Genomic DNA, 20,093 nt, shown 5'->3' with positions numbered 1-20,093 from the left:
AGCACACTCAGCGTTCGGTTAATGGGTCATGCCGGTATTTCCATATGTATTTCGATTGCGTCCGAATACTTCATACCGGAAACATGGGGATGATATTCAGACTCTTCGAAAGACTAATGTGCCGTTGGTTCCACCAAATCCGAATGAATTAGACAACGCTGCGTCAATTTTTATTTCTCTGGCGTTGTTAGGTACATAATCCAGGTCACACTCAGGATCAGGAGCGTCGAGATTAATGGTAGGTGGGGCAATCTGGTGGTAAACAGCCAGTGTGGAAAAAATGGCTTCCACCCCCCCTGCTGCACCCAGCAAATGTCCGGTCATCGATTTGGTGGAACTGATTGCCAGACGGCCAGCGTGCTCCCCAAAGCAACGTTTGACTGCGACTGTCTCGGCAATGTCGCCCAAAGGAGTTGATGTCCCATGTGCATTGATATAGTGGATATCTTCCAGATTCAGTTGTGCATCGGATAATGCATTCTTCATACAACGGGCAGCCCCTTCACCATCCTCACAGGGAGCAGTCATGTGATACGCATCCGCACTCATGCCAAATCCGGCCAGTTCCGCATAAATCTTTGCGCCGCGTTTTTTAGCGTGTTCCATTTCCTCCAGAACCAGGATACCTGCACCTTCTCCCAGAACAAATCCGTCTCTTTCGAGATCCCATGGCCGGCTTGCAGCTGCCGGATTGGCATTGTTGGATGATAGAGCACGGGCTGCGGCAAATCCGCCAACAGCCAGTGGAGTGATACTGGATTCCGCCCCCCCGCAAACCATGATATCCGCATCGCCATGTTCAATCATTCTCGCAGAGCTGCCAATGCAGTGTGTGGCTGTGGTACAGGCAGTTACAATGGCAAGATTGGGGCCCTTGTATCCGAACATGATGGATAGGTTGCCCGCCACCATATTAATAATAGTGCTGGGAATGAAAAAGGGAGAAATTTTCCGGGGGCCACCTGCATGATAGGCAGCATCGGTATGCTCAATCATGGACAAACCGCCGATTCCGGAACCGATATTGACGCCAATACGCTCTGCATCAAGTCCGGTTACATCGTTGATCCCGGCATCCCTGACAGCCTGAATGGCCGCTGCCATCCCATACTGGATAAAAATATCCATGCGACGCGCTTCCTTGGCGGAGAGGTATTCTGTTATCTCGAAGCCCTTGACCTCTCCAGCAATTTTTGAGGAAAAATCAGAGATATCAAAACGTGTGATCTGTGTAATGCCGGATTTACCGGCAATTACGCTTTCCCATGCTGCAGGAACCGTATTGCCGATAGGTGAGACTATGCCTAACCCGGTAATGACTATTTTACGTTTGGACAAAACGACTCCATTGAATCAATTGAAAGAATTATTTTACTGGGCTGAATTAGCGGCCACAAAATCAATGGCTTCTTGAACCGTATTGATTTTTTCGGCTTGCTCATCAGGAATTTCACATTCAAACTCTTCTTCCAGCGCCATGACGAGTTCAACCGTATCAAGTGAATCTGCTCCCAGATCGTTGACAAAGGAGGATTCATTTTTGACTTCTGTTTCATTGACGCCCAACTGCTCAGCTACAATTTTCTTGATACGTTGCTCTATTTCAGTAATTTCCATTGATATACCCATCCTTATCAGGTAAAAAACGCTTGCAAGTTTAACAAATTTCAAACAACCGGCAAAACCTGCCCGGTCATATCGACCAGATGCCGTTTACTGCTACAAAAAAGTGTTGAATATTTCATGATCTGAAGAGGTTTGCCAGAAACATCAGAAATCGGATTATTCCATATACATCCCGCCGTTTACATGCAGTGTGGCTCCGGTAATGTAATCCGCAGCTGGGGAAGCCAGAAAAACGACCACTGAAGCAACATCTTCCGGACGACCCAGTCTTCCCAGGGGGATATGCTGGATAAGTGATTGCTGCTGGTCTGGTGAGAGTGAGCGGGTCATGTCGGTATCGATAAACCCCGGGGCTACACAGTTTACTGTGATATTCCTGCTGCCGATTTCTTTTGCAAGCGATTTGCTGAAACCGATCATTCCTGCTTTAGCTGCCGCATAGCTGGTTTGTCCGGGATTTCCGGTAGCGCCGACGATTGACGAGATATTGATAATGCGGCCGCTGCGTGCTTTCATCATGGCACGCAGGACGGCACGGCTTAAGCAGAATACGGATTTCAAGTTGGTCTGCAAGACGCTGTCCCACTCATCGTCTTTCATGCGGGCAAGCAAGTTGTCGCGTGTAATACCGGCATTATTAACCAGGATTGCAACATCCCCCAGCGATTTTTGTATGGTTTCAATACCGTTATTAATGTGCTCGATATTGCTGACGTCCATAACCAGACCCATGCCCGGTAGATGAGCCTCACCCAGATACTGATTGATATGGCGAGCTCCATTTTCGGAAGTTGCAGTTCCCACCACAGTCGCTCCGTGCTTTCCCAGTTCCAGTGCAATAGCTTTACCGATGCCGCGACTTGCTCCTGTTACCAGCGCAATTTTACGTTCCAGTGCCATTCCGAAAGTTTGTGAGTTGATAGAAGAATTATTTCTGATGGTGTATTGCCAGCGTATTCATTATCTCAACGTTTCTACCGTTTTGAGCAGAGAACTGGAATCGGTGAGCGCAATATTCTCCAGACTTTTATCAATACGTCGAGTTAGCCCAGACAGCACCTTACCCGGCCCGCACTCCACAACATGACCTACGCCCAGTGCAGCGATAGTCTGAATGGTTTCTGTCCAGCGAACCGGGCTATAGAGTTGGCGTGCAAGTATCTCGCGAATGGAAGCCGCTTCAGGATGTGCCTGGACATCGACATTGTGCAGAACCGGAATCTGGGGAGGATGAAATGTGGTTTTATCCAGCATCAGTGCAAATTTTTCGGCTGCCGGCCGCATAAGTGAACAGTGTGATGGAATACTCATTGGCAGTGTGACCGCCAGTTTCGCGCCTTTTGATTTTGCGAGCGTCACCGCTTGTGCAATTGCCCGAGAGTGGCCGGCGATAACCACCTGACCGGGCGCATTGAAATTTGCAGGTTCAAGTGATGTATCTGGCAGCGCATTTACGACTTCAGTACATACCGAAGAGATCGTGTCATCGTCCAGCCCGACAATGGCTGCCATGCCGCCTGTTCCTTCGGGAACGGTTTCCTGCATGACTTCTGCGCGATGGCGAACCAGTTTCAGGGCGTCACTCAGGCTGAGTGATTCAGCTGCCACCAGCGCAGAATATTCACCAAGGCTGTGGCCAGCCAGATAATGTGGTTGGCTACCCTTTGCCTGTTGCCATGCACGGTAAAGAGCTATGTCGGCAGTCAGCATGACAGGCTGGGTGTTGATTGTGAGATTCAGGCTGTCTGCTGGCCCGCTACTGGCCAGAGACCATAAATCCTGCTGCAAAATATTGGATGCTTCATCGAACGTTTCGCGTATGGATGGGAGCTCGGAATAATGATTCATCATGCCGACTGACTGGGATCCCTGCCCGGGAAAAATAAAAGCAATCTTCATATTTTACCAGCGTACCAGAACTGATCCCCAGGTGAATCCCCCCCCCACACCTTCCAGCACAACATTTTGGTCTGGCTGGATGCGTCCGTCTCGTACTGCCTGATCCAGTGCCAGTGGCACGGAAGCAGCCGAAGTATTGCCATGTTGTGCGACAGTTGCCACTACTTTTTCTTCGGGGATACCCAGCTTTTTTGCTGTTGAGGTGATAATACGGATGTTGGCCTGATGAGGTATCAGCCAGTCAATATCGGAAGGTTGCAGGTCATTTGCCTGTAATGCTTCCAGTGCCGCTTCTTCCAGGACTTTAACAGCAAATTTGAATACGGTGCCGCCTTCCATTGTAATGAAGGGGGTCCCTTGTATTTTTCCGGAATGAATGGAAGCAGGGGCTGAAAGAACCTGGCTATAACTTCCATCCGCATGTAAATGAGAGGAGAGAATTCCCGGTTTCTGATCCCGGGTGAGCACTACTGCTCCTGCACCATCCCCAAACAGAACACAGGTGCTGCGATCATTCCAGTCCATGATCCTGGAATACACTTCACTGCCAACGACCAGTGCATTACGGGATTTTCCGGTGCTGACAAACATGTCCGCAGTAGCCAGCGCATAAATAAATCCGCTGCAGACAGCCTGAACATCAAATGCAGGACTGCTGACGATACCGAGTTTATTCTGCAGAATACAGGCAGTGCTTGGGAAAATCATGTCCGGTGTTGTCGTTGCAACGATTACCAGATCAATATCGCTCGCTTGAATACCTGCGGCCTGGATGGCATTCCGACTGGCTGCCAGAGCAAGGTCGCTGGCCATCTGATCCGGTGCAGCAATATGCCGTTGTTTAATACCGGTCCGTGTTTGTATCCATTCATCGCTGGTATCAACCATGGATTCAAGATCCAGGTTGGTCAGGATTTTTTCTGGTAGATAACTACCGGTACCAATTATGCGTGAATACATGGCCATGTTCAGTTGCTCACTCTGCTGATGCCGGTTGTGTGGTGTTTTGCTCGATGTTATATCGCAGTGTTTCAATATGTTCGACAATACGACGTAATGTGCCCCCTCGTATTTCGTCCACAGCACGCTTGATGGCACAACGGAACGCAAAACTGTCAGCTGCCCCGTGACTTTTGATGACGGTACCCCGCAATCCCAGCAGGCTTGCACCATTGTATTGCCGGTGATCGACGCGTCGTCTGAAGGCGTTGATCACCGGCAGGGCGACCAATCCTGCCAGTTTTCTGAATAAAGAGCGTCTGAATTCCTCTCGCAGATAACTGGCCAGCATTTGAGCCAATCCCTCCGAAGTCTTGAGTGCGACATTGCCGACAAAGCCGTCGCATACTACGACGTTGGTTGTCCCACGATAAATGTCATCTCCTTCAATGTTGCCATAAAAATTCAGGCCGCTGCTGCGAAATAATCTTGCCGCCTGTTTGACGACATCATTTCCCTTGATATCTTCTTCGCCGATATTTAATAGCCCGATACTCGGATTGGGTTTGTTCTCGATGGATGAAACCAGTGTTGCGCCCATTACGCCGAACTGGAACAGATGTTCAGCGGTGCAGTTTACATTTGCTCCCAGATCCAGTACATAGGTATGCCCTGAAATGGTAGGCAGAACAACTGCGAGTGCAGGCCGGTCTATTCCCGGAATGGTTTTGAGTACGAAGCGTGAAGTTGCCAGTAACGCGCCGGTGTTGCCGGCACTGATACATGCCTGTGCTTCGCCATTTTTAACCAGATTAAGCGCTACGCGCATGGAAGAATCTTTTTTGTTTCGCAGAGCGATAGCCGGATGTTCGTCCATGCCGACGATCTCGCTTGCCGGATGCAGTTTGAGTCGCGAGTGAGGCAATACCTTGAGTGCATCCAGTTCCTGCGCGAGAATTTCTAGCTGGCCAACCAGGATAATGCTGGTGTCACGGTCATGGCGCAGATACTCGACAGCCGATGGAACCGTGACATGCGGGCCGTGATCGCCACCCATGCAATCAATTGCTACCGTTATACTCACGTGTCAGGAAAGGATTGACAGCAGATATACTGAAAAACCAGCAGGAGTCATTAATCGTCGTTCTTGGTTTTAATTATTTTTTTTCCACGATAGAAACCGTTCGGGCTGATGTGATGCCGTAAATGTGTTTCTCCGGTGGTTGGCTCAATTGCGAGTGGCGGATTGGTTAGCGCATCATGAGAACGATGCATCCCACGTTTGGAGGGGGATTTCTTATTTTGTTGTACAGCCATAATTTAACTCCAAAAATTCAATTCAGTGCGTTCGTTTCAGCGATGCCAGTACAGTAAAAGGATGCTCTTTTGTAGCGGTTGTATGTATTTCAGCTTTGGTTGATACATGGCATTGCACATTTTGGTGGCGAGGAGATATCGGCAAGCCAAGGATGACTTCATCTTCTATCAGGAGCTGAATACTCAGTTCGCTCGAAGCATAAATTGCATCCACGAAAATATCTTCATCATAACGGGACAGTTCATCTTCATTTCTGGCCAGAAGCAATTCTGTCTCCAAATCAAGTCCGTATTCCATTTTTTTCAGACAGCGCTGGCAACTTAAATTAACGTTTCCGTTGACTGATATTTTCAGCATTGGTCTGCTGTGCCTATCCAGCTGTCCGCTGATCAGGTAGGTCAACTCTCCTGCTGTATCGGCCAGGTAACTGCGTAGCCGCTCAAGGCCAACCAGGGGGATATTTCCCTGAAGGGACCCGCGATTGCAGACAAAATCCAATGTATCTATAACAAGTTGGTCGGACATAAGGCGCGCATGTTATATTTTTTATGGAAAAGTGTCAAAACTACGAATCAGTATACTACTATAATATTTTGAAAAATCGCACTATTTACCCCCTGCTTGTGTTAGGTTCTAGCTCGATTTACCGGCGTGAACTGCTTCAGCATTTACAAATTCCCTTTGAAACCGCAGATCCGGCCATTGATGAGCTCGCCTTGCCTGAAGAGGCACCGGATGCAACAGCGCTGCGCCTGGCAAAAGAAAAGGCGTACGCATTGGCAAAATCGTTCCCTGATGCGCTCATTATCACAGCGGATCAGGTTGCTGCTTTGGATAAAATTCAACTGGGCAAGCCATTGAGCCATGAAAATGCTGTTCGGCAGTTGCGCTTGATGCGCGGCAGAGAGGTTATTTTTCATACAGCGCTATGTTTGCTTAACAGTCGTACTACTCGTCTGCAAACGCGTATTGTTTCTTGTTCGGTGAAGTATCGCGAGCTGAATGATGATCAGATTGAGCGTTACCTCACGAAGGAGCAGCCTTACCATTGTGCGGGTAGCGCAAAAGCGGAAGGACTGGGGATTGCTCTGATCGAACGCATTACCGGGGAGGATCCTAATGCGCTGATTGGATTGCCTTTGATAGCGCTGGTGGAAATGTTGATGGAGGAGGAGGTAGAGCTGTTTTAGTGCTGCCAGCTGTTGCTCGAATACTGCGCCCATTTTTCTGATTTTCCGCTCAGTCATGAAATGGCGGAAAGCGATATTTTCGTGTTACATTGGCGGCGATTCAACATAGATCACAAATATCCGCCGTTGTTTTTCAGATGAGTAAACTCTCCGTTGGCAATAATGAATAAACCTTCCACTGTCAGGCTGATCGTTCTGGCATTCCTTGTCAGCATGCTGGCAAACACGTTCGGATGGTCTTTCAACGGCAAGATGTTTACGCACGAACTGGCGCATCATCATCACAGGAAGCTGTTTCTGATAAATCCAGATGTACATCTTGAGCTGCACCACGCGCTTGATGGCAGTGTCGATCTGGATGCCGCTACGCATTTATGTCTGCATGCTGCCAGTCAGCTTCAGGCCTTTTACCCTCCCCCCTTATTGCAGATAAACGTTGTCGATATTGGAGAGGCGGTGCTGGAAATCGTTGACAGCACTTTCCCGGAAACAATACCCGATCGTCTCTACCACCCTCCTCGACCATTTTCCTGATTTTTCTGACTCGGCTGAACAGCAGCCGGGCCGGATAATCATTTTATACGGCCTTTTGGCATTCCAAAGAAGACGGGTAGCTGGCTGCTGGCAAACTGGTGTTTGCTGTGTGGCGTCAGCGATTTTCATAACATGATTTTGTGACTAATCATCATGATGGAATATCAGGCAATCAAAAGAAAATCAAGGCTGTTTTGTTTGGGGAAAATTATTTGTTTTCTGGCATGTGTGCTGACAGGAATCATTCCGGTGGCAGTAAGTGCAGTGCAGAGCGGGGAGGGACAGCAGGTCAGATATGTCAGCGAAAAGGGTGATCTTGTCTTGCAGCAGGTTTTGCAGCTGGTTTTGCAGAATAACCCTGAACTCGCTGCTTTTTCCAGAGAAACGAAAGCGCGCGAGGGTGCAAAATTGCAGGCTGGTTTGTTCAGCAATCCTGAGTTCAGTATCGAAGCGGAGGATATCAATTCTTCCAATAACACCATTCAGAAGCTTACAACTTTCCGTATCAGTCAACTGATCGAGCTCGGTGGCAAACGATCTGCCCGGATAAATGTGGCGGCGCTGGGCCAGGAACTGGCCAGTCAGGCTTATACCGCCAAGCGGCTGGAAATTATTGCGCGTACAGCCAGTGCCTTTGTCGATGTGCTGGAAAACCAGGCACAGGTAAATGTGCTGGAAGATACGCTGCATTTGGTCCAGGCCGCGATGGAATCGGTAGTCAAGCGGGTTGAAGCAGGAAAAGCGCCGCCCATGGAGGCAATTCGTTCGCAAGTTGCGTTATCCACTGCCAATATCGAGCTGGAACAGGCCCGACGCAATCTGATTGCCACCAGAACGAAACTTGCTCTGCTTTGGGGGGAATCCGAGCCCCGGTTCAATCAGGTACTGGGAGAGCTGGAGTCGTTTGTCGAGATCCCGGCGTTTGATCAGCTGGTGAAGCGTCTTGAAACCAATCCGCTTGTGCTGCAAAGCCTCAAGAATATTGCACAACGTGAGGCAATGGTCGAGCTGGAAAAAGCCAGAAAAATTCCAGACATAACAATTGGTGCGGGAGTTCGGCGTTATCTGGGAACGGATGACACCACTGCCGTGCTGAATATGTCGATTCCCATCCCGGTTTTTAACCGTAATCAGGGAAATGAGCTGGAAGCCCGCCATCGCCTCAGTAAGGCAATGGATGAACGCATGTCAGTTGAATTGCAACTTAGGACTGAATTTACACGTAATTATGAAAGCTTGCTGGCTGCCCGGAACGAGATCAGGGTATTGCATGATGAGGTGTTGCCGGGTGCGCAGAATGCCTTCGAAATTACCAATCGGGGGTATCAGCTGGGAAAATTCAGTTTTCTGGAAATGCTGGATACCCAGCGTGCCTTTTTTCAGAACCGAATTCTTTATGTGCGGGCGCTGGCTAACTATCAGCGGCTGGTCAACACGATCGAGCAGCTGATTGCCGCGCCGCTGGCTGATTCTGCTGTGAATTCCACAAGACTCGATAATCAGGGGAAGGAGCATATTCAATGAGCATATCTGGGCGGTTACCCATCGTTGCGGTGGTTCTGATCGGGATTCTACTGGGAACATGGTTGCTGACCCGGGATCAATCCGGGTTGCCGGATGCCGCGGAGCAGCTTTCTTCTGCGGAGAAAGGCGCTGAATTAGAACCGGCAGTCGGATCCAGGGGAGGGAAATTATTCATAAAGGATGATCTGGGTCTGGAATTGACCATTTATGAAAAAGGTGTGTTTCCACAATTCAGACTCTATTTGTACCGACAGGAACAACGCTTGCCACCAGCGGAGGTAGATGTAACGGTGACATTGTCACGTCTTGGCAGACCGGTGCAGCTGTTTCATTTTCGACCGGAGGGGGATTACCTGATCAGTGACCAGGAAGTGGGAGAGCCACATTCTTTCGAGCTGGTTATCGTGGCTGAATATCAGAGAAAAACCTACCGCTGGAATTACAGCCAGGTTGAAGCACGAGTGGAAATGTCCGATGCAACAATGCGAAGCAATGGTATCGAACTGGCTACCGCTGGCCCAGCCGTTATCCGTTCGGAGGTTACCTTGCCGGGTGAAATCATTTTCAATGAGCACCATATCGTGCATGTTGTGCCGCGCTTGCCTGGCATGGTGTTGTCGATTGAACGTCACCACGGAGAAAGAGTAAAAAAAGGGGAAGTGCTGGCGGTTATGGAGAGTGCCATGCTGGCTGAGCTGCGTAGTCAATACCTGCTTGCCCGCAGGCGGCAAACACTGGCACAAACGATTTTTGATCGTGAAGAACAACTGTGGCAGGAAAAGATCACTGCCAAACAGGACTATCTTACGGCACAACAACAACGGGAAGAAGCCGGCATTGCAATCCAGCTGGCAGCTGAACGCTTGCGGGCGCTGGGTGTGCAGCCGGAATCTGCGCTATCTGGAAAGAATCTGGCGCGCTATGAAATCCGTTCTCCTATTTCCGGAATTGTTATTGATGAAGCGATTGTCAGGGGAGAAGCCGTCAAGGAAGATAAAACCGCATACATTGTTGCGGATATTTCTACAGTCTGGGCGGCTGTCAGAGTGTTTCCCGGTAACCTGCATCAGGTTCACGTGGGGCAGCGGGCGGTTATCCGAGCGAATGCCTATGATCTGACGCGGGAAGGGAAAGTGACTTATGTGACGACGCTGCTCGACGAGCAGACGCGCACTGCGCTTGCCCGGGTGCAGCTCGACAATCAGGATGAACAATGGCGTCCCGGCATGTTCGTTAAGGCTGATTTGCAGGTTGAAGCAGTCGAGGTTCCAGTGGCAGTGTCGCTGGAAGCGATACAGACACTGGATGGCCAGTCGGTTGTGTTTGGGCGTTACGGAGAGTATTTCGAAATGCGTCCGCTTAAGCTGGGGCGCAGCGATAACCGGATGGCTGAAGTGGTCGAGGGGCTGCTTGCAGGCGAAAGCTATGCCACGCGCAACAGTTTCGTTATTAAATCGGAGCTGGGCAAGGCAGGAGCAACGCATGATCATTGAGAGCATGTCGGCTGTTTCGTTGCAATACTCTCTGATTCCCGATTCTGCAGACCTGGTGTCCTTTTATCCTGTGGGTAGCTGCTGTAAACCGGTCAGGGGGTGCTGTCATGTTTGAGCGAATTCTTCAGAGTGTCATTCGGCATCGTGGATTGGTGCTGCTGGCAGTTCTGGCTATGGCCGTACTGGGTTTTTATAACTATCAGAAGTTGCCAATCGATGCCGTGCCGGATATCACCAATGTGCAGGTACAGATTAATTCGGTTGCGCCAGGTTATTCGCCGATGGAGGCTGAGCTGCGTATTACTTTTCCGATTGAAACCATCATGGCGGGATTGCCCGGGTTGGATTACACGCGCTCCTTGTCCCGGTATGGCCTGTCTCAGGTAACGGTGGTATTCCGGGAAGGAACGGATATTTATTTTGCCCGCCAATTAGTAGGCCAGCGTATTCAGGAAGCAAAGGGGCAATTGCCCGCCAGTATCGAGCCGACGATGGGACCGATTTCTACCGGATTGGGCGAGATCTTCATGTGGACGGTCGAAAACGCCCCGGATGCACGTAAACCTGATGGAACAGCCTACACGCCAACTGATCTGCGTGAAATCCAGGATTGGATCATTCGCCCACAGTTGCGTATGGTGGAAGGTGTCACCGAAATCAACACCATCGGCGGGTTTGTCAAGCAATATCATGTTACGCCTTACCCGGAAAAACTGGTTGCCTATGGGCTGACGCTGCAGGAAATCGTGGCGGCGCTTGAGCGTAACAATCTCAACCTGGGAGCAGGTTACATTGAGAAACAGGGCGAACAGTATCTGGTACGTCTGCCGGGCCAGGTTACCAATATTGATGAAATTGGCGAGATTACACTGGGCAGCAGGCAAGGTACGCCGTTGCGTATCAAGGATGTGGCCGACATTCTGATTGGCAAGGAGCTGCGCACCGGTGCAGCTACTCGCAATGGCGAGGAAGTGGTGTTGGGAACAGCTCATATGTTAATCGGGGAAAACAGCCGCACTGTGGCGCATGCGGTTTCCAACAGGTTGATGGAAGTTAACCGGACCTTACCGGTGGGTGTGACTGCTGTCCCGGTGTATGACCGGACCACGCTGATTGACGGTGCGATTCATACCGTAGCGACTAATCTGATCGAGGGGGCTGCTCTCGTTATCGTAGTCTTGTTCCTGTTTCTCGGTAATATCCGTGCGGCGATCATTGCTGCACTCGTTATCCCGCTGTCGATGTTGTTTACATTCAGCGGCATGGTGGCCAATCAGGTCAGTGCCAATCTGATGAGCCTGGGGGCGCTGGATTTTGGCATTATCGTCGATGGTGTCATTGTCATCATCGAGAACAGCATTCGTTGTCTGGCACAGGAACAGGCGAGGCTGGGGCGGGCATTGAGTCGGGAAGAGCGTCTGAAGCTGGTGTTTTCAGCTACACAACAGGTGCGGCGGGCACTGATTTACGGACAGGTGATCGTCATGATCGTTTACCTGCCGATTTTTGCGCTGTCGGGTGTGGAAGGTAAAATGTTTCATCCCATGGCGTTTACCGTGGTGGTGGCGTTGCTCGGTGCGCTGATCCTGTCGGTGACCTTTGTGCCGGCAGCGATTGCTCTGTTTCTGACGGGCAAAGTAACAGAAAGAGAAAGCTGGATCGTTGTGCGGTGTAAGCGTTTCTATCAGCCGATACTCGTGGTGGTGATGCGCAATCAGGGTCTGACCATCACGGTGACCGCTGTCATCATGGTTTTGTCGGTGTTGCTTGCTACTCGCCTGGGCAGCGAGTTTATACCCAGCCTGAATGAGGGTGATATTGCACTGCATGCGATCCGTATTCCTGGTACCAGCCTTTCCACTGCCATTGCTATGCAGGAAGAACTGGAAAAGGTGATTCAGTTATTTCCGGAAGTAGAGCGGGTGTTCAGCAAAATGGGAACAGCTGAAGTCGCTACCGATCCCATGCCTCCCAGCGTGGCCGATACTTTTATCATATTAAAGCCGCAATCGGAATGGTCTGGCCGGTATCGGACCAAGGATGAACTGATTGCGGCCATGGAAAAAGCGGTATTACAGGTGCCAGGCAATAATTACGAATTTACCCAGCCGGTGCAAATGCGTTTCAATGAGTTGATCTCGGGTGTGAGAGCAGATTTAGCCATCAAAATATTCGGTGATGATCTGGATAAGTTGTTTGCCGTGGGCAAACGTGTCGAGGCGCTGGTTGCCACCGTGCCAGGCGCGGCGGATGTGAAAGTCGAACAGGTAACCGGTTTGCCGGTGTTGTCGATTCAGACTGATCGCAGCAGCATTTCGCGGTATGGATTGAATGTGGCCGATGTGCAGGATGCGGTGACCATTGCCGTGGGCGGTAAAAATGCCGGATTGATTTTCGAGGGAGATCGTCGCTTTGAATTGCAGGTGCGGCTGCCTGAATCGTTACGTTCCGATATGGAAGCATTGCGTTATTTGCCTCTTGGTCTACCGGTACAGCTTGGCTCACAAGGAGGATTGCTGGCTGGACAGCTGCCATTAGCGGGTTCAACTGCTTTTGTGACATTGGGGGAAGTGGCCGGTTTTAATCTCACGCAAGGACCGAACCAGATCAGTCGTGAAAACGGCAAACGCAGAGTGGTAGTATCTGCCAATGTGCGCGGGCGTGATCTGGGTTCTTTCGTCGAGGAGGTGCAGACACTGGTAGATGAGAAAATACAAATGCCTCCGGGTTACTGGCTGATATGGGGGGGGCAGTTCGAGCAGATGGTTTCGGCAGCGAATCGTCTGCAGATTGTGATACCGGTTGCACTGACACTGATTTTTGTGATGCTGTATACCGTATTTGGCAATTTTAGAGATGGTGCGCTGGTGTTTACCGGGGTGCCCTTTGCGTTGACGGGAGGAGTGCTGGCTTTATGGTTGCGAGACATTCCATTGTCGATTTCAGCCGGAATTGGATTCATTGCGCTATCGGGAATCGCGGTCATGAACGGCCTGGTTATGCTGACTTTCATCCGGGAATTGCGTCAGAAGGGATATGCGCTGACAGATGCTGTGCAAACCGGGGCGCTGACACGACTCAGACCGGTATTGATGACTGCGCTCACCGATGCAGTCGGATTTATTCCCATGGCGCTGGCAACTGGTCTGGGAGCGGAAGTGCAGCGTCCGCTTGCCACAGTTGTAATCGGTGGTGTCATTTCCTCGACCATTCTGACTCTGCTGGTGCTGCCGGTGCTGTATCATCTGTTGTACAGTCGGCTTGATGTGGGAAGGCAGCAGGAGGAAGATATTCCGGGGGAGGGGGTGTTACATTAAAATAAGTGCTTCCGTGCGGATGCTGAAAGTGTCGGATTGTTTTACATGTGCGAACGCATAGGATTTCATTTGGCGACAAGCTGGATTTATCTTGTTGTTTTATATGAAATAAATTGGTTGTGTTGTATCAGGTATGGAATGTGCTTATTTTAATATAAAGTGAGTGATCTGAAGATGCTTTTCCGTCTTCTGCTACTATAGTGATGCTCCAATTTTTCAGAAGTTTTGCCTGAGAGGTACTCAACATGTCAGAAAACAAAAAACAGAAACAGCCTGATCAGAATGTGGTCGGCAATTCAACCGCACGCAATATTCCTCAATCGTCACGCAGACGACTGCTGAAAAGTACGGCTGCCATTCCGGTTATTATGACGTTGCACAGTGGTGCGGCGATGGCGCGATCGAGTAATCTGGCGGGAGCAGAAATATCTGTCCACGAAGATGTGGCTGGTACTGACAGTGATGTATTTTGCGCATCTCATGAAGGTCAGCTAGAGGGGGGAGCCTATGATTTGGGAGAGACTCCGTCATATACACGTATTCCCAGGCAGAAAGAAGGGGGTGTTGAGCGCACTCCGGATGAAATCATGCAGGCATGTGAGAATCAAGGAGGAATTTTTATTTCTTCGGGTGCATTTAATTCTATTGGTAGCAGAACTGGCTGGACAGAAATTTAAGAAAAAACATATTTTTACCAGGCATCATGTACTGGTTGTCGAATGTTGATTTATCGTCGCTAAAAATAGAAAACTGGGACGGCGAATATACCGTGTTTCAACCGGAATCCGGGAAAACCCATTTTTTAAATGAGATGGGGTTGAAAATTCTTTTGATTTTGGATCAATCTCCTGCCACGCTGGGAACACTGTGTCAGGAATTGTCGGAATATTTTACATTGTTGCCTGATGCAAAATTTTCCGGACAAATCATGAAAACATTGCAGCGCTATGAAGCGCTGGGTCTGGTTTCAAGCGTGACAGAAAACACGTGAATGTCGGGCAGCTGTCGCAGGAAACGTTCCGCACATTACTTACTACATCAGGTCTGCGTGTCAAAACCGGGCCCTTTAATCTGTCGATCCAAACCCGATTTCCCCGCCTGATTGATCAGCTTCATCAGATGTATGCGCATTACGCACTAGTGAATGAAGCCGAGATTGTCGAATTTCACGTCCGGGTCACTTCAATGCGTTCGATCAGACGGCCATTGACCCGGCTGATTCAGTTTGAGGTGGATGGCCGCTCTCCGTTTCCGCCTGTCCCTGCCGAGCAGGCACTGGCAACATTGGAATGGGGCATCAATCTGGCGATTGCCATGCGTATCAATCATCTGCTGCTGTTCCATTCTGCAGCGGTAGAGCGCAATGGCCACGTATTGCTGTTGCCGGCCTGGCCTGGCAGTGGCAAAACAACCTTGTGCACAGCGTTGATTCATCGGGGCTATCGGTTATTCTCGGATGAGTTCGGGTTAATGGATCCGCAGTCGAGTGAATTTTTTCCATTACCTCGGCTGATGCCACTTAAGAATCAGTCTATCCAGGTGATTCGTGATTATTTTCCGGAAGCCGTGCTGGGGCCGGAAATACCGGGCACCCTCAAAGGTACGGTTGCACATATGCGACCATCGCAGGAAAGCATTGAGCGCTCGGATGAATCTGCAAAAGCCCGCTGGATTGTTTTTCCGAAATGGTCAGCTGGCGCAAATTTAAGCCTGGAATCTTTACCGCAATCCGAGGCTTTTTTGTTACTTGCCAGTAATGCATTCAACTATGAGGTACTCGGAGAAACCGCGTTTGGTGCGGTAACCAGTCTGGTTCGCAACTGTGAGTGTCGCAAACTGGTTTATTCCGATTTCGACAATGCGTTGAAAGCACTGGATGCGTTGACTGATGGCTGATTCCGGAATGCACCATCACCAGTTGTTGTTGGATGCGCTTGTTCAACCTGAAGTGCTAACCCGTTACAGCAGTCAGCAGTGGGAATTGCTGTTGCGCGTGGCCAGGCGCGCGAGATTGCTCGGATATCTTGCTGTTGTACTGGAAAGGAAAGGGTTGCTGGACAGCATTCCGGTACGTGCTGCCAATCTGTTGCGTTCCAGTTTGATTCAGGCAAGAAAACAGCAGCAGTCGGTCAGCTGGGAGTTGAATCGGGTACGTTGGGCACTGAATGAGCATAAGGTGCCTGTTATCGTGCTCAAAGGCATGGCCTATCTGTTGCAGGCACTGCCAAATGCTCCGGGGCGCCTGTTTGCAGATCTGGATTTGCTGGTGACGAAAGAAGATCTGGAACAGATTGAATTCAGTCTGTTGGACAAGGGTTGGAAGCACCATGCACTGTCTGATTATGACGAACGTTATTACCGGGAATGGAGCCATGAAATTCCGGCGCTGATTCATCCTGAACGTGGTGTGGAGGTGGATGTGCACCACACGCTGACATCCCCGTTGGGCAAATTGAAACTGGATCCGGCACCATTCCGAGAGGCAGCAGTTCGGGTGGAAGAAGGATTATATATGCTCAGCCCGGAAGATATGGTGCTGCATTGTGCAATCAATTTGTTTCAGAACAATGAGCTGGCGGATGATCTGCGTCATTTGCTGGATTTTCATGAAATGGTGTTGTTTTTCAGCAACCAGGAACCAGTTTTTCAGCAAAAATTAATGGAGCGTGCCAATCAGCTTGGGTTGGGGAGGCCATTGTTTTACGGCTTGTATTTCAGTCGTTTGCTGTTGTTGTCAACTGTTTCGGACGGACTGGAACAACAGCTGAATCAGCAGCCTGGGTGGTTAGTGCGGCAGATTATGCATTTCTGTGTACCGCTGGCTTTGCTGCCGCTGCACCCCGATCAGCCTTCCAAAATGGCGGCCTGCGCGCGCATGTGGCTGTACTGGCGCAGTCACTGGCTGCGTATGCCGTTGTACCGGTTGCTGCCGCATCTTGCCTATAAATTTTACCGGTCGATATTCCCGGAAAAAGTCGCTCATTCAGGGCAGGTCAGGTGATTGGGCAGGCTACAGCAGAAACAGAGTTGCCAGGCCTAAAAAAATGAAGAAGCCTCCACTGTCGGTTACGGCGGTGATCAGGACGCTGGAGCCAAGAGCCGGGTCACGTCCGAGTTTTTTGCGTGTCAGTGGGATGAGTACGCCGACCAGTGCAGCCAGCAGCAGATTCAGCAGCATGGCAAGCGACATGACCAGACCCAGTTGCACATTTTGATAGATGGCATAGGTAAATAATCCGACTACCCCTCCCCACACGATGCCATTGACGATGCTGACGCCGATTTCCTTGGTGATCAGTTTGAGTGTGCTGTCTTGGCTGACCTGCCCCAGTGCGAGAGCACGCACGATCATGGTAATGGTCTGGTTACCGGAATTGCCCCCCACACCGGCAACGATGGGCATCAGGGCGGCTAGTGCCACCAGTTTCTCAATCGAATTCTCAAAAAGTCCGATGACACGGGAGGCAATGAATGCCGTAACCAGATTAATTGCCAGCCAGGCCCAGCGGTTGCGGACACTTTTCCAGACGGGTGCGAATAAATCTTCTTCTTCGCTCAATCCCGCCTGATTACGCGCTTCTATATCCGCCTTTTCGCGCATAAAATCGATGACTGCATTGACTGTCACCCGGCCCAGCAGTTTTCCTTCCGGGGAGACAACGGCTGCGGTTACCAGGTCGTAACGTTCAAACGCCTGGGTCGCCTGCTCAGCTTTGTCATCCGGAAGAAATTTGACTGTTTTGCGCGTCATAACCTCTGTTACAGTAGTGTTCGGGTCACTTACCAATAATTGGTTCAACAGTAGCGTTCCTTGTAAGTGTTCGTCGCGGTTCACCACAAACAGCTGATCGGTATGATCTGGCAGTTCACCAAGTCGGCGTAAATAGCGCAGAACGACCTCGATCCGTACATCGCTCCGTACGGTAATGACATCAAAGTCCATCAGGGCACCGACTGCATCCTCGGAGTAGGACATGGCGGCGCGCAGCTGCTCACGTTCTTCCATGGGCAACGCCCGGAAAACGTCCTCCATGACATCACTGGGTAAATCTGGCGCCAGATCGGCAATTTCGTCTGCATCCAGCAGTTCTGCCGCAGCGACCAGTTCCTCGCTGTCCATGTCTTCGATCAGCGTTTGCCGGACGGCATCGGAGACTTCAAGCAGCACTTCCCCGTCATGTTCAGCCTTGACCAGTCCCCAGATGATCAGGCGATCTTCCAGCGGAAGCATTTCCAGAATACGGGCGATATCCGCTGGATGCAATTTGTCCAGCGCGCTTTGCAGGTTGGAGAGATTCTGTTTTTGGATGATCGATTCGATCAGCACTGGCTCTGGAGTATCCTGCAGACGAACAAAACCTTCTACCAGCTTGTATCTTTGCAGCAGATAGGTGATTTTCTGCAGTTTATTTTCCAGATGTTCATCCTGATTTTCGTGATGTTCTGTAGTCATGGCTGAATCAGTAAACGTGTTTGTTGGCGGGAAGCGATTGTAAGAATCAGTGAAGTACGCGCATCCGCTGCATGATTGTCTGATATCGGGAATATCAGCCGGAAAACAGGCAGAGGAAAAATAACTCCGTGAGTTTTCAGGATGATCGGAATACTACCAGCAATAAAGATAAATAATTGCTGTTTCTGTCTCTATTATTCTGGCTGCCGCCAAGCTGCCAGCGGCGTGACTGCCGGATTTTCTCATGGATACTGTAATTGTTGCAGTGCGAATCACACAATTTGCAAGGTGTGAAGAAGATGGAAAAAACTGGTACTGTCTGGGTTTGCAGATGAACTGGAGCGCTGAGTTTGTTGTGAAGGGAGCCAGCCATTCACAGCCTCATTTGTTTTGTATTCCATCCGTAAAACATAGTGTGCAGCTATGCGGGATTTAATCAGAGGCTTCTTAACTGTTATTCATTTTATCATGGAACTTTTATGGAGTTGTTACGCGACAGACAGCATAGTTTGTTGTGTTTTGCTTCAATAGGTCGCGGATGTGGCGAACAGTCTCGCAGAGAGTGAATGGTTCTCCCGGCCCGAATCATTTGGCGATGGTGATGCCAGGCGTACCTGTGCGCGGTAAGTCAGTTACCGTCATCTGCAGCAGCAGATATAGCATCTGGAAAGCGTCACGGTTCCAGCGGGTGTGTGGTTTCTGGTTATTTACCGAGTAGTATTTCCCATATGAGCGAATTGACAGATCAGCATCTGGTGGTGGAGTGTCTGTTACCAGGAGCGCCATTGTGGCATCGGGGTTTTCATTACGAAGAATGGGCGGGGTGCGCGGATCTTTTGCCACATGGTGTTCCGGCGCATCACCCAGAGAACGCCCAAGCGCACTGATAATTGCATGAAAACTTCGCAGCCGGAAGATGCCTCTCATAGGCCATTTTCCCCCTGTTCCACCAGAACGAATATCGAATGCCACATCATTCGGATCCCACTCCATTGCCATTTCATTCAGTTGTTCGCGTTCTTCTTCGGATAACGTGCCGGGATCATAGTTGGTAATGAGGATTGGCCCTTGCTTTTTCTGGTGAAGCATAAACAGCGCTTTCTCTGGGTCATGATGTACAGAAAATTTTTGTTCCAGCGTATGGAATCCTTCGGCAGAGACGGATGCGACAGGCAGGGTCCAGTTGTATTCCAGATTTAACGGCTCGGCCTGGAGCTGGTTTTGATCCTGAATGGCTGACAGATGCAGTACCGCTTTGCGGAACATCTCGTAACCTTTTATATCGGATGGATCATTACGATAGATTGTTTGTGACAGATGATCATGAATGCGCACCTCCTGGGCCATCAGTCTCAGTAACAAATCAATATCAAAACGCTGGCGCAGGAGAAGCATGAACTTGCTCTGTTGAAAAGGAGTCAGCAAGCGCTGGGTGAATTCTTCGCCCTCGATCGGGACGATGCTGATGGTTGGATTTTCCGCTACACTGCCGCCGAAGAGTGGCATTAATGTGTTTCCGGATAACCCACCCAGTGCAGGTGTAACGCCGGCACTGAAACGAAAGTCAAAGGTGGCTGCCACATTTGAGACCCCGGTGAAGTGTACTGGCTGATGGTGGTGAGCACGTGCGATGTTCATCAGCAACTGTCTGGAAATCGCGTTGGTAGTGGCCTCGTCATAGGTACTGACCGCGTGTTGTAGTGTAATCGGTGACAGACACCCCTGAAGTGCGAACAGCAGACATGGAAACAACGGCCAGAGTAGATGTTGATGTGTATTTTTCATATTAACTGGGAGATG

Annotated in this window: 19 protein-coding genes; 9 read left to right on the top strand and 10 right to left on the bottom strand. The window is 50.1% G+C overall.

Annotated elements, in window-relative coordinates; translation table 11 throughout:
• Positions 1 to 96: 96 nt before the first annotated feature.
• The 8 genes from fabF to ABO04_RS02175 form a co-directional block, all read right to left on the bottom strand.
• Positions 97 to 1,338 carry a beta-ketoacyl-ACP synthase II gene (gene fabF, locus ABO04_RS02210; protein ID WP_160808997.1) on the bottom strand — a complete coding sequence of 414 codons (1,242 nt, stop codon included), beginning with the start codon at positions 1,336 to 1,338 and terminating at the stop codon, positions 97 to 99.
• A 33-nt stretch (positions 1,339 to 1,371) separates the two neighbouring features.
• Positions 1,372 to 1,611, bottom strand: coding sequence for an acyl carrier protein (gene acpP / locus ABO04_RS02205; RefSeq protein WP_160809120.1), 240 nt, complete (start codon positions 1,609 to 1,611; stop codon positions 1,372 to 1,374).
• A gap of 171 nt (positions 1,612 to 1,782) precedes the next feature.
• Positions 1,783 to 2,526, bottom strand: coding sequence for a 3-oxoacyl-ACP reductase FabG (gene fabG, locus ABO04_RS02200; RefSeq protein WP_160808996.1), 744 nt, complete (start codon positions 2,524 to 2,526; stop codon positions 1,783 to 1,785).
• Between the two features lie 60 nt (positions 2,527 to 2,586).
• Positions 2,587 to 3,525: an ACP S-malonyltransferase gene (gene fabD, locus ABO04_RS02195; RefSeq protein ID WP_160808995.1), complete on the bottom strand. Its 939-nt coding sequence runs from the start codon at positions 3,523 to 3,525 to the stop codon at positions 2,587 to 2,589.
• 3 nt (positions 3,526 to 3,528) lie between these two features.
• Positions 3,529 to 4,485 (bottom strand): beta-ketoacyl-ACP synthase III, encoded by a 957-nt coding sequence (locus ABO04_RS02190; protein ID WP_160808994.1) that lies wholly within the window; start codon positions 4,483 to 4,485, stop codon positions 3,529 to 3,531.
• Between the two features lie 16 nt (positions 4,486 to 4,501).
• The gene (plsX, locus tag ABO04_RS02185; RefSeq protein WP_160808993.1) at positions 4,502 to 5,548 is read right to left on the bottom strand and encodes a phosphate acyltransferase PlsX; all 1,047 of its coding nucleotides are present in this window, start codon (positions 5,546 to 5,548) and stop codon (positions 4,502 to 4,504) included.
• Between the two features lie 50 nt (positions 5,549 to 5,598).
• On the bottom strand, positions 5,599 to 5,781 hold the full coding sequence (gene rpmF, locus ABO04_RS02180; RefSeq protein ID WP_160808992.1) for a 50S ribosomal protein L32: 183 nt from the start codon (positions 5,779 to 5,781) through the stop codon (positions 5,599 to 5,601).
• Between the two features lie 22 nt (positions 5,782 to 5,803).
• A complete protein-coding gene (locus tag ABO04_RS02175; protein ID WP_160808991.1) occupies positions 5,804 to 6,307 on the bottom strand; it encodes a YceD family protein in 504 nt (167 codons plus the stop codon).
• Positions 6,308 to 6,375: 68 nt separating this feature from the next.
• On the opposite strand from ABO04_RS02175, the gene ABO04_RS02170 reads away from it, so the two are divergent.
• The 9 genes from ABO04_RS02170 (at position 6,376) to ABO04_RS02130 (ending at position 16,841) form a co-directional block, all read left to right on the top strand.
• Complete coding sequence (locus tag ABO04_RS02170; RefSeq protein ID WP_240141375.1) at positions 6,376 to 6,972, top strand: Maf family nucleotide pyrophosphatase; 597 nt, start codon at positions 6,376 to 6,378, stop codon at positions 6,970 to 6,972.
• 162 nt (positions 6,973 to 7,134) lie between these two features.
• Complete coding sequence (locus ABO04_RS02165) at positions 7,135 to 7,506, top strand: hypothetical protein (RefSeq protein ID WP_160808990.1); 372 nt, start codon at positions 7,135 to 7,137, stop codon at positions 7,504 to 7,506.
• 249 nt (positions 7,507 to 7,755) lie between these two features.
• The gene (locus tag ABO04_RS02160; protein WP_345852747.1) at positions 7,756 to 9,030 is read left to right on the top strand and encodes a TolC family protein; all 1,275 of its coding nucleotides are present in this window, start codon (positions 7,756 to 7,758) and stop codon (positions 9,028 to 9,030) included.
• Positions 9,027 to 10,523 carry an efflux RND transporter periplasmic adaptor subunit gene (locus ABO04_RS02155; protein WP_160808988.1) on the top strand — a complete coding sequence of 499 codons (1,497 nt, stop codon included), beginning with the start codon at positions 9,027 to 9,029 and terminating at the stop codon, positions 10,521 to 10,523. Before ABO04_RS02160 ends, ABO04_RS02155 begins: the two co-directional genes overlap by 4 nt.
• Positions 10,524 to 10,630: 107 nt before the next feature.
• Entirely contained in the window at positions 10,631 to 13,840 is a 3,210-nt protein-coding gene (locus tag ABO04_RS02150) for a CusA/CzcA family heavy metal efflux RND transporter (RefSeq protein ID WP_160808987.1), read from the top strand.
• 245 nt (positions 13,841 to 14,085) lie between these two features.
• The gene (locus ABO04_RS02145; protein WP_160808986.1) at positions 14,086 to 14,517 is read left to right on the top strand and encodes a hypothetical protein; all 432 of its coding nucleotides are present in this window, start codon (positions 14,086 to 14,088) and stop codon (positions 14,515 to 14,517) included.
• A gap of 26 nt (positions 14,518 to 14,543) precedes the next feature.
• Positions 14,544 to 14,831, top strand: a complete 288-nt coding sequence (locus ABO04_RS02140) for an HPr-rel-A system PqqD family peptide chaperone (RefSeq protein WP_160808985.1) — start codon at positions 14,544 to 14,546, stop codon at positions 14,829 to 14,831.
• A complete protein-coding gene (locus ABO04_RS02135) occupies positions 14,828 to 15,736 on the top strand; it encodes an HprK-related kinase A (RefSeq protein ID WP_160808984.1) in 909 nt (302 codons plus the stop codon). Before ABO04_RS02140 ends, ABO04_RS02135 begins: the two co-directional genes overlap by 4 nt.
• Positions 15,729 to 16,841 carry a nucleotidyltransferase family protein gene (locus ABO04_RS02130; protein WP_160808983.1) on the top strand — a complete coding sequence of 371 codons (1,113 nt, stop codon included), beginning with the start codon at positions 15,729 to 15,731 and terminating at the stop codon, positions 16,839 to 16,841. The genes ABO04_RS02135 and ABO04_RS02130 overlap by 8 nt, the downstream gene beginning before the upstream one ends.
• Positions 16,842 to 16,850: 9 nt before the next feature.
• Here ABO04_RS02130 and mgtE read toward each other — a convergent pair whose 3' ends face one another.
• Together mgtE and ABO04_RS02120 are read right to left on the bottom strand one after the other, a co-directional pair.
• On the bottom strand, positions 16,851 to 18,293 hold the full coding sequence (gene mgtE, locus ABO04_RS02125; RefSeq protein ID WP_160808982.1) for a magnesium transporter: 1,443 nt from the start codon (positions 18,291 to 18,293) through the stop codon (positions 16,851 to 16,853).
• Positions 18,294 to 18,878: 585 nt separating this feature from the next.
• Positions 18,879 to 20,078 (bottom strand): hypothetical protein, encoded by a 1,200-nt coding sequence (locus tag ABO04_RS02120; protein ID WP_160808981.1) that lies wholly within the window; start codon positions 20,076 to 20,078, stop codon positions 18,879 to 18,881.
• Positions 20,079 to 20,093: the final 15 nt, after the last annotated feature.

This window comes from Nitrosomonas sp. HPC101 (assembly GCF_009833125.1).
Lineage (GTDB): Bacteria > Pseudomonadota > Gammaproteobacteria > Burkholderiales > Nitrosomonadaceae > Nitrosomonas.
Note: the sequence above shows the minus strand (reverse complement) of the source record. Positions and strands in the feature narration are given on the sequence as shown.